We start from the raw sequence: 8,774 nt of genomic DNA, 5'->3' as shown, positions 1-8,774 counted from the left end.
TCAAATTTCCCTTAACTGTAACCCTGAACTATCAGGTTATGATCGTGATATGAATGATTTATTTTCTGATCCTGGTGCCCCTCACAGCCTCTCCACGGAGGGCCCTCAGGATATTTCCAGGTACACCTGCATTTATTATCTCTGATTCTATACCCCTCTCTGCGAGGGCCAGGAGTTCCCCCACCTTACCAACCATTCCACCTGTAACGTCAGTATTAACTGTCCCATCAAGGGATTCGAGGTCATCAAGGGATCCTATAACGTCAAGAAGCCTCGCATCAGGGTATTTCTTTGGGTTCCTGGTGTAAACCCCGTCCACATCGGTTCCCAGTATGACCCTCTCTGGCCCTAACCTGATGGAGAAGTGGTTTATGAGCTGGTCACCTGATATCACAGAGAACCTCACACTGGTGTTTAAGTCAAGGATCACGTCACCGTAACTTACAGGGACCATCCCCTCCTCCAGGTAGGATTTTATCATTGAAAGATCAGCATCCCGGATGCGGCCATTCTCTGCCCTCAGGAATGCTGATGGGGGCATGGAGACCGCCGGTATTCCCTCATCAAGGAGCGCATCACAGACGTGTGTGTTGAGTTTCCTGACCCAGTTCTGTGTGAGTGCGGATCCAAATCTCCGCTTTCTGAATTCCTCCTCATCCTTTATTTCAGATCCTATCCTGTATTTTCCTGCGAATGGGTGGCCGAATGATCCGGCCCCATGTATTATCATGAGTGATAATGGTGAAGCGTCTGCAATCTCTGAGGCTATCCTCTGAAGGTTTTCTGAATCTATTTCAGGTTCCTCAGAGTCCTTTCTGGTAATTACACTTCCACCTACCTTGAGAATGATCATCAAGATGCCCCTTTAAGTGATAAGAAGTTTTACCTGATCAGGCCCTCTTCTGAAAACCTGGCCTTCATTGCATTCCAGTTCCTGTTAAGGGCCTCAGCAACATCTTCTGCGCAGCCAGGGCAGTATGCTATTATGCTTCCGCCTCCCCCGGCACCTGTGATCTTGGAGCCGGCTGCACCTGCACTCCTGGCCTCATAGACCATCATTGAAAGTTCCCCTGTGGACACGCCCATGGCGTCAAGGAGCCCCTGGTTTATGTTCATAAGGTCCCCTATGGGTTCCGGGCTGTTACTCATAAGTGCCCTGTATGCCCTCATGGTTATCATCTCAACTGCATCCATGATTCCATCCATGACATCCGGGAATCTGCTTCGGAGCTCTGCGACTCCTGCAACCATCTCTGCGGTGTCACCTGAATGGTCCAGGTGCGCTATTACAAGATCATGAAGCCGCGCATTAACCTTTTCCACATTCCTCTGACTGTCAAGGTACACCAGACCGCCATATGTGCTCACTGTGGTGTCAAGGGGACTTGCGGCTCCCTGGACTTCGAGTTCAACCCTGTGGGCCCTCGCTGCGGTATCCTCAGGTTCTGATTCCCTTCCATGGTATTCATCAAGGGCCCCTATGAGTGCAACTGTGAGTGCTGCTGATGAGCCAAGGCCCGACCCCACCGGTATCTCCATTTCGATCTGGATACTGAGTGGTGACCCGTCATGGTAGAGTTTGAGGGTTTTCCCAACGTAGTCAAGAATACCTCCCCTTGGGCTGGATTCAGACCTGAAATCAACTCCCAGGGATGGTATGGTAACCCGGTTTTCAGATGAATCCCCTAGGGTTACAGTCACCCTTCTATCTACTGCAGCTGCAATCGCCGGTTTCCCATATACAACGGCATGTTCACCAAAAAGAATGGCCTTGGCAGGTGCTGATGCCCGTGACTTCAATGTTTCACCCTCAGCCTCTCAGGACAAGGGAGGCATAGCCCACAACTGAACTCTGGTCCCCTGTTATATCACCACTCGTGGCATACTTCAGGAGCCTGCACTCACTGGCTCCGAGCATCCTGGATGCTGTGATGCTGGCGGCCACTGGCCCGTAACCACACATGGTTGCATTGAGTTCCGTTATAACACCGTACATGCCTGTATCATCCATTTCGGTTATCCTCTCAATTATCCTGCTGTCAATGGATCCTGCAACATCGGCGGGGCTGTAGTGGGTGAAGTCAGTGCTTGCAATGACAACCGCGTCCCTTTCTGTCCTCTCAATCGCTGCAGCCACTGCATGTCCAACGTCTGTGGCTGTCTCCTGGTCCTGCATCCACATGGTGATGGGGACTATCCTGAATCTATCTGTGAAGTACTGGATGAATGGTACATGGACCTCACAGCTGTGCTCTCCGAGGTGGGCTGTCCCATCAATATCAATGATACCGGATTCCCTTACAATGACCTCTGCAAGTTCACTGTCAATATCCACGACACCGAGGGGTGTTTCCCATGCTCCCCTCTGCATCAGTGAGACGCCTGACCCCATGCCTGTGTGGTTGGGGCAGATTATCACGAATGTTTCAGGTATACCGTCTGATACCAGCTCATGGTATGCGTGGGCTGCCACAGGTCCTGAGTACATGTAACCTGCGTGGGGGGCGATCACCCCCTTTATTTTCCTGGCGGAACCCCTGGCTGGCAGGCCACCTGGCCCCAGTTCATGGTTGAAGCACCACTCAATTCGTCTTCTGAGCGCTGCAGGGTCCCGCTCATAGAAAGCTCCCGCCACTGCAGGTCTTCTTTTCATAGAACCACTCTAAATTTTCAGTTCAAATTCAGTGGGAGGCACATCCAGGTCCTCATCCTCCTTGAGCACACCCTTCTCCCTGAGCAGCTGCCTTGCCAGGAGCCAGTAAACAAGGGCTATGGCCTTACGACCCTTGTTGTTGACGGGTATTGCAATGTCAACATTTCCAAGGAGGTTCTCTGTGTCGCAGAGTGCCACAACAGGCAGGCCTATCTGTTTGGCCTCGACTATTGCTTGTGAATCTGATCTTGGATCAGTGGCAACCAGCACCTGTGGTTCAATGAACTTTGCATAGTTGGGGTTTGTCAGTGTCCCGGGGATGAACCTGCCCGGTATTGTCCTTGCACCTGTCACCTCACCGAATTTCCTGACAGGTTCCTGTCCATACTGCCTCGTTGATACGGCCAGTATATCGTCTGGTTCATACTTTGCAAGGAACTTTGAGGCCGCTATTATCCTGTCATTTGTTTTCCTTATATCAAGGACGTAGAGTCCATCTGATCTTACACGGTAGATGTATTTCTCCATATCAGCTGTCTTCTGCTGTGTTCCAATGTGCAGTCCTGCTGCAAGGTATTTGTCTAGTGGTATCAGTAGTTCTGACAATATATCACCTCAGTAAGTTTGACGTTAAAATGGCAGTTCAGCCATGGTGGAATATGGAATCTCTTCCTGTATGCGTATGAGTTCATTCAGTTTGGCTATCCTCTCGCCGCCTATGGCACCTGTCTTGATGAATGGTGCACCGAATGCCACTGCAAGGTGGGCTATTGTATCATCTGTTGTCTCACCTGACCTGTGGGAGACCACAGGGGTGTAACGGTTCTCACGGGCAAGTTTGACTGTCAGGTAGGTGTCTGTGAGTGTACCTATCTGGTTTGGTTTAATGATTATTGCATTGGCGGCACCCATCTCTATGCCCTCTCTGAGTATCTCCCTGTTGGTTACGAAGATATCGTCACCGCAGATTATGCAGCGGTCCCCCACAAGTGATGTGAGTTCCGCGAAGCCCTCGAAGTCGCCCTCATGGAATGGGTCCTCAACATAGTACATGTCGTAGGTCTCGATGATCTCCCTTACAAACTCTATCTGTTCACCGGTGTCCTTCTGGACCTTCTCCTGTTTGTAGACGTACTTTTCAAGTTCAGGGTCCCAGAATTCACTTGCTGCAAGGTCCAGTGATGGCCTGACCTCAACGCCGAGTTCATCTGTGACCTCCTCACAAGCGGTTACCTGGATCTCAAGGGCATCATGGTTTGATAGGCTTGGCACCCATCCTCCCTCATCACCCTTACCCCCTGTGAAGGAGGGGTCCTTTTTCTGTATTAGTTCCCTTATCTTCTTGTGGACTGCTGCATTTGCAAAAACTGCCTCTGTTATGTCCTCTGCACCCACAGGCACCACAAGGAACTCCTGTATATCAGGTGCGTTCTCTCCGGCATGGGCTCCGCCGTTTATCATGTTGCCCAGAGGGTATGGTATGGCGGTTGCAAGGTTGCCGCCAAGGAACCTGTAGAGTGGCATGTTGTATGATGACGCAGCCGCCCTGGCGGTTGCCATTGAGACAGCCACCACAGTGTTTCCACCAAGTGATGAAAGGTTCTCGGTTCCATCAATCTCCTTTAAAACGAGGTCTATGTCCTGCAGGTCAACGGCATCCATTCCTATGAGTTCTGATGAGATTATATCCTCAACCTCTGTTATGATCTCATCAACCCCACCTGATGGGAAGGCGGTGACCTCCCTAGAACCTGTACTTGCACCGCTGGGGGCTGCTGCCCTTCCAAAGCCGTTCCAGGTTATAACATCAACCTCAACCGTTGGGTTTCCCCTGCTATCAAGAATTTTTCTTACTCTAACATCTTCAATTATACTTTCCACAAAAACACCTCACAATAAACTCTACATGGAAAAATAGTGGTTTATTAGAGTTTATTTGTCTCTTCTAACATCCAGTGGCATTACCTTCTTTTCAAGTTCCTTCCTGGCTATATCAACAGGGTCCAGTGACTCCTGAATATCAACCTGGGGCCTTGCACCCATTGATATCTGGAGTGCCCTGGCACCTATTAACCTAGCCCTTTCAAAACGTGTGAGTTTTTTTGACGCCATTTCATTGCCTCCAAGAAAAACTTAAAATAGAGGTTCTTGGATTGTTTTGATGGGACCGCCGAGATTTGAACTCGGGTCTCCAGCGTTCCGGTGCTGACCATCCCCGTTCCAGTTGAAAAGCACTGAAACTTCTTCAATGGCTGGGAGGATGGACCAAGCTACCCTACGGTCCCCTTACCATGTCTCAACATGTGAAATTAACATTCGTCTGCAGCAGTACCTCTTAAGACCCAGGTCATCAAGGACATCCTTTGGGTCCTCTCCATCAGCCACTCTTTTCTGATACTCATTGAAATAGGCTGATACCGGTTTTCCGCAGCTTAAACATCTTACTGGAATCATACTGAATCATTCTACTCTTTAATTTTATAAAATAAAAATATATAAAGTTATCGCTTGATCTACCTGTAACTCTTCTGTCTCCTTGCACGGGCGCCGCGTCCACCGTACTTCTTGGGCTCTGAACGCCTGGGGTCCCCTACAAGCATTGTCCTGTCGTACCTGACAAACTTCTCCTTGAGGTCCATGTCCTGTGTCCATTCCACGAGGCCCCTTGCTATGACCATCCTTGCAGCCTCTGCCTGACCTACGATTCCGCCTCCGACGACCTTGATGTTTATGTCCACATCATTAACGATGTCACCGGCCAGCTGCAGTGGTTCCATGATCTTGAGCCTTGCAAGTTCAGGGGTGTAGAGTTCCACAGGCACCTTATTGATCCTCACTCTACCCTTACCTTCGCTGATGGTTCCCCTTGCAATGGCGGTTTTCCTTTTGCCGCTTGTGTGAATAACCTTCCTCATGATTACACTCCCTAAGTTAGAATTTAGCGCCCAGAAGTTCTGAGATCTCTCCAAGCTCCATTCCCTTCTTTATGTTACCTGCCCTTGCCTCAGGTATTTCAACCATTTCTTCGTCCTTGAATTCCCTTGGAACGCCAACATATGCCTTCAGTCCCTTGAAGGCCTCTCTGCCCCTTGATTTCCTGTAGGGGAGCATTCCCCTCACGGTTCTTCTGAATATGTCATCGGGTCTTCTCGGGTACTTTGGACCCATTCTGCGGGGGTTTGATATGCTGGCCCTGTCAATCCTCTGCTTGTACTTGCTGTATGCCCACTGCTTTGAGCCTGTGATTATGATTTTCTCAGCATTGAGGACAACCACTTCCTCCCCTTCCAGGAGTTTCTGGCTGACCACGCTTGCCAGTCTTCCAAGGATATGTCCTTCTCCATTGATGATCATGAGCAACACCTTTATTCGATTATCCTGATGTTCTTTATGGCTGGATTCTCTTCAACGATCTTTCCGAGTGTCAGGCACTCTCCACCAGCGCCCTCTATCTTATCCCTGGCTGTCTGTGAAAACGATAGGGCGACAACCTGAACCTTATGGTCGAGGCTCCCGCTTCCAAGGACCTTTCCAGGTACAACGACGGTTTCATTTTCATCTGTGTACCTGTTTATCTTGGAAATGTTAACCGCGGCCCTGTTCCTTGTGGGTCTTTCAAGCCTCCTTGCAACGTCCTTCCAGATCGCCGCGCCCTCCTGGGATGATTTCTTTCTGAGGTTGCGTATGAGTTTTATGAGATTGGGATTTGTCTTGGTAATCTTCCTAGCCATGGCTTAGCCTCCTTCACAAAATGTTATTACCCTTTCAGCCTTGTCTCTGAGGATGTCACATGCCTTAAGAAGGACATCCTGAGGGTCAACTGATCCGTCGGTCTCTATCCTGAATATGAACTTGCCTTCCTCATATCCCACAATTATGGCCCCTTTATCACATGCCCTCACACAGCTCTTGCACATTGAACAGTTTTCAACGTCAAGTACCTCAGGTTTCCCTGATTCATCCCCAAGGACTCCCCTTGGACATGCATCCACACATTCCAGGCACTCATCGCATTCCTCTGTGAATGTTATCATGGGGTAGTACTTGTATGCGCATGCTGTTGTGGGCTCCCATTTGGCATGATCCCTTCCCACGCCGAGCTGTGCAACAGCCTCCAGTTCAACCTCATCCTCATCCCCAAGCTTCACCAGGGGGATATCGGGATATACTGGTTCAACTGCAGGTGTTTCTGATAGAAGATCCCGGGAGTAGACGACACCGGGACCCTTCTTTTTGAGTGTGAATGATACACTGCATTCGGAGCAGTATTCCTCACAGTCACACTCCTCAGGCATTTTCAGGCCCTCAATGAATTCAGGGTCAGCTTTGAGGGGTACCAGTCCAAGCCTGTGGGCGAGTACCTCATCAAACATCCTGGCGTCGTTCCTGTACATGTTAACGTACTCGATTGCCAGTTTGGGGACCTCCATCATGCAGATCCTCCTTATGGCGTTTATGAATGGAACGGTTACGCCAGTGACCACAAAGACCATTTCGGTATCAGTTTTTTCCTTAAGAGCAATATCCATTTTAGACCCTTCTTCCCCTCTTACCTCCAGGTCTTCCTGTGCCATCATGAGGTATGGGAGTTACATCCTCAATTTTGCCTATCTTCATTCCTGCCCTTGCAAGGGCCCTTATGGCTGCCTGTGCACCTGGTCCCGGTGTTCTTGGGCCGTTTCCACCTGGGGCCCTCACCTTGATGTGCAGGCCGACGATACCCTTCTCCTTTGCATCATCAGCAGCCCTTGTTGCAGCCTCCATGGCAGCGAAGGGTGATGACTCCTGACGGTCAGCCCTCACAACCTTACCACCGGACCACTGTGTGATGGTCTCTGCACCGGTTATGTCTGTAATGGTGATTATTGTGTTGTTGAATGATGAGTAAATATTTGCGATTCCCCATTTTTCCTTTTCAGCCATTTTATCTCTCCCTGAATTTATTCAGCGTCCTGGGCTGCTTCGATCTGTTTTTTCATTGGGGATGATGGGTAGAATCCTATTTTGTCCTCTTCTCCCCTTTTAACTATGTATCCCGGGGCGTCGATTTTCCTGCCGTCGAGGGCTATGTGGCCGTGAACCACCATCTGTCTGGCCTCGTTCACCGTCCTTGCAAGTCCCCTCTTGTGAACCAGTGTCTGGAGTCTCCTCCTGAGCACGTCCTCCACTGTGAGGTCAAGGACGTCCTCAAGGTTTGCGCCCTCGTTGAGTATTCCTGCCCTCACAAGGTGTCCCAGGAGCTGTTCCCTCTCCTTCTTTGTGTGTTCACCTGATATACCCAGGAGGTACCTTGCATCCCTCCTGTATCTCCTCACCATTGTTTCTGCTTTCCAGACTTCCTTCTTGTTCTTGAGGCCGTACTTTGCCACGAGCCTGTTTTCTTCCTTTATTCTTTCAGCGTTCCATGGGTGAGGTGGAGTGTCATACTTTTTTCTTGCCTTACGTGGGTGTCCCATTTTAACCTCTCCTTATCTACCTTTTCTTCCTTCTCACACCAACTGAGGAGCCCTTCCTGAATGTGGACTTTGTCCTCTGTCCCCTGACAGGTAGTCCAAGTTCGTGTCTTCTTCCCTTGTAGCTTCTTGTTTTCCTCATGCGGTTCAGGTCCTCTCTGAGGCACATGTCAAGGTCTGACTCTATGAGGTGTTTGTCCTCACCGGTCTCGTAATCGTTACGCCTGTTGATCATCCATGATGGGATGTTGTACTTTGCAGGGTTCTTTATGGCCTCTTCAAGCCTCTCTATTTCCTCATCTGAAAGGTAGCCTATCCTCTGGTTAAGATCGTATCCTGCTGACATGATTATTGCCCTTGAAAGAGCCTTTCCAACGCCCTTTATACTTGTAAGGGCATTTTCCATGGTCTTATTACCATCAATGTCCTTTCTGGCAATACGAACCATATGTTTGAATTCTTCTTCCATTCATTAACCTCCAGTAAGAGTGAATTCGCGGGACGGGGGTTGCGAATTCCAGATAACAGTCGTAGGTGCAACATTGTTGCTTTAACCGACGCCGGGACTGGGATTTGAACCCAGGAGGAGCAAAGCTCCACAAGATTTCCAGTCTTGCGCCTTACCTGGCTAGGCTATCCCGGCATATGATGTATCATTTTAAGTGTAT

General features: G+C 49.6%; 14 protein-coding genes and 2 tRNA genes. All 16 read right to left on the bottom strand.

Annotated features, from left to right (window positions below; genetic code table 11):
- Nucleotides 1-58 precede the first annotated feature (58 nt).
- Complete coding sequence (locus MTBMA_RS02650; RefSeq protein ID WP_013295355.1) at nt 59-853, bottom strand: isopentenyl phosphate kinase; 795 nt, start codon at nt 851-853, stop codon at nt 59-61.
- Between the two features lie 29 nt (nt 854-882).
- Nucleotides 883-1,800 carry a mevalonate kinase gene (gene mvk / locus MTBMA_RS02645; protein ID WP_013295354.1) on the bottom strand — a complete coding sequence of 306 codons (918 nt, stop codon included), beginning with the start codon at nt 1,798-1,800 and terminating at the stop codon, nt 883-885.
- 10 nt (nt 1,801-1,810) lie between these two features.
- Nucleotides 1,811-2,653, bottom strand: a complete 843-nt coding sequence (gene amrB, locus MTBMA_RS02640; RefSeq protein WP_013295353.1) for an AmmeMemoRadiSam system protein B — start codon at nt 2,651-2,653, stop codon at nt 1,811-1,813.
- 9 nt (nt 2,654-2,662) lie between these two features.
- Nucleotides 2,663-3,259, bottom strand: coding sequence for a 30S ribosomal protein S2 (rpsB, locus tag MTBMA_RS02635; RefSeq protein WP_013295352.1), 597 nt, complete (start codon nt 3,257-3,259; stop codon nt 2,663-2,665).
- Between the two features lie 24 nt (nt 3,260-3,283).
- Nucleotides 3,284-4,534 (bottom strand): phosphopyruvate hydratase, encoded by a 1,251-nt coding sequence (gene eno, locus MTBMA_RS02630; RefSeq protein ID WP_013295351.1) that lies wholly within the window; start codon nt 4,532-4,534, stop codon nt 3,284-3,286.
- 51 nt (nt 4,535-4,585) lie between these two features.
- Entirely contained in the window at nt 4,586-4,765 is a 180-nt protein-coding gene (locus MTBMA_RS02625; RefSeq protein ID WP_013295350.1) for a DNA-directed RNA polymerase subunit K, read from the bottom strand.
- Between the two features lie 50 nt (nt 4,766-4,815).
- Nucleotides 4,816-4,938, bottom strand: a tRNA-Pro gene (locus MTBMA_RS02620).
- 1 nt (nt 4,939) lies between these two features.
- Nucleotides 4,940-5,107, bottom strand: a complete 168-nt coding sequence (locus MTBMA_RS02615) for a DNA-directed RNA polymerase subunit N (RefSeq protein WP_013295349.1) — start codon at nt 5,105-5,107, stop codon at nt 4,940-4,942.
- A gap of 59 nt (nt 5,108-5,166) precedes the next feature.
- A complete protein-coding gene (locus MTBMA_RS02610; RefSeq protein WP_013295348.1) occupies nt 5,167-5,568 on the bottom strand; it encodes a 30S ribosomal protein S9 in 402 nt (133 codons plus the stop codon).
- 16 nt (nt 5,569-5,584) lie between these two features.
- Nucleotides 5,585-6,007, bottom strand: coding sequence for a 50S ribosomal protein L13 (locus MTBMA_RS02605; protein ID WP_013295347.1), 423 nt, complete (start codon nt 6,005-6,007; stop codon nt 5,585-5,587).
- An 11-nt stretch (nt 6,008-6,018) separates the two neighbouring features.
- Nucleotides 6,019-6,384: a 50S ribosomal protein L18e gene (locus MTBMA_RS02600; protein ID WP_013295346.1), complete on the bottom strand. Its 366-nt coding sequence runs from the start codon at nt 6,382-6,384 to the stop codon at nt 6,019-6,021.
- A 3-nt stretch (nt 6,385-6,387) separates the two neighbouring features.
- Nucleotides 6,388-7,182 carry a DNA-directed RNA polymerase subunit D gene (locus tag MTBMA_RS02595; RefSeq protein WP_013295345.1) on the bottom strand — a complete coding sequence of 265 codons (795 nt, stop codon included), beginning with the start codon at nt 7,180-7,182 and terminating at the stop codon, nt 6,388-6,390.
- A 1-nt stretch (nt 7,183) separates the two neighbouring features.
- Entirely contained in the window at nt 7,184-7,576 is a 393-nt protein-coding gene (locus MTBMA_RS02590) for a 30S ribosomal protein S11 (RefSeq protein WP_013295344.1), read from the bottom strand.
- Between the two features lie 17 nt (nt 7,577-7,593).
- A complete protein-coding gene (gene rpsD / locus MTBMA_RS02585) occupies nt 7,594-8,109 on the bottom strand; it encodes a 30S ribosomal protein S4 (protein ID WP_013295343.1) in 516 nt (171 codons plus the stop codon).
- A gap of 16 nt (nt 8,110-8,125) precedes the next feature.
- Complete coding sequence (locus MTBMA_RS02580) at nt 8,126-8,575, bottom strand: 30S ribosomal protein S13 (protein ID WP_013295342.1); 450 nt, start codon at nt 8,573-8,575, stop codon at nt 8,126-8,128.
- Between the two features lie 89 nt (nt 8,576-8,664).
- Nucleotides 8,665-8,749, bottom strand: a tRNA-Ser gene (locus MTBMA_RS02575).
- Between the last annotated feature and the right edge of the window lie 25 nt (nt 8,750-8,774).

Source organism: Methanothermobacter marburgensis str. Marburg (assembly GCF_000145295.1).
In the GTDB taxonomy this organism is placed as follows: domain Archaea; phylum Methanobacteriota; class Methanobacteria; order Methanobacteriales; family Methanothermobacteraceae; genus Methanothermobacter; species Methanothermobacter marburgensis.
The sequence above is the reverse complement of the archived record's forward strand: the minus strand, read 5'-3'. Positions and strand labels throughout refer to the sequence as shown.

Bases quoted from the DNA above. Each gene is read 5' to 3' on its own strand.
- MTBMA_RS02615 (WP_013295349.1), bottom strand. From the start codon at position 5,107: ATGATTCCAGTAAGATGTTTAAGCTGCGGAAAACCGGTATCAGCCTAT.
- MTBMA_RS02610 (WP_013295348.1), bottom strand. From the start codon at position 5,568: ATGAGGAAGGTTATTCACACAAGCGGCAAAAGGAAAACCGCCATTGCA.
- MTBMA_RS02590 (WP_013295344.1), bottom strand. From the start codon at position 7,576: ATGGCTGAAAAGGAAAAATGGGGAATCGCAAATATTTACTCATCATTC.
- MTBMA_RS02625 (WP_013295350.1), bottom strand. From the start codon at position 4,765: ATGGCGTCAAAAAAACTCACACGTTTTGAAAGGGCTAGGTTAATAGGT.
- MTBMA_RS02650 (WP_013295355.1), bottom strand. From the start codon at position 853: ATGATCATTCTCAAGGTAGGTGGAAGTGTAATTACCAGAAAGGACTCT.
- MTBMA_RS02580 (WP_013295342.1), bottom strand. From the start codon at position 8,575: ATGGAAGAAGAATTCAAACATATGGTTCGTATTGCCAGAAAGGACATT.
- MTBMA_RS02605 (WP_013295347.1), bottom strand. From the start codon at position 6,007: ATGATCATCAATGGAGAAGGACATATCCTTGGAAGACTGGCAAGCGTG.
- amrB (WP_013295353.1), bottom strand. From the start codon at position 2,653: ATGAAAAGAAGACCTGCAGTGGCGGGAGCTTTCTATGAGCGGGACCCT.
- MTBMA_RS02595 (WP_013295345.1), bottom strand. From the start codon at position 7,182: ATGGATATTGCTCTTAAGGAAAAAACTGATACCGAAATGGTCTTTGTG.
- rpsD (WP_013295343.1), bottom strand. From the start codon at position 8,109: ATGGGACACCCACGTAAGGCAAGAAAAAAGTATGACACTCCACCTCAC.
- MTBMA_RS02600 (WP_013295346.1), bottom strand. From the start codon at position 6,384: ATGGCTAGGAAGATTACCAAGACAAATCCCAATCTCATAAAACTCATA.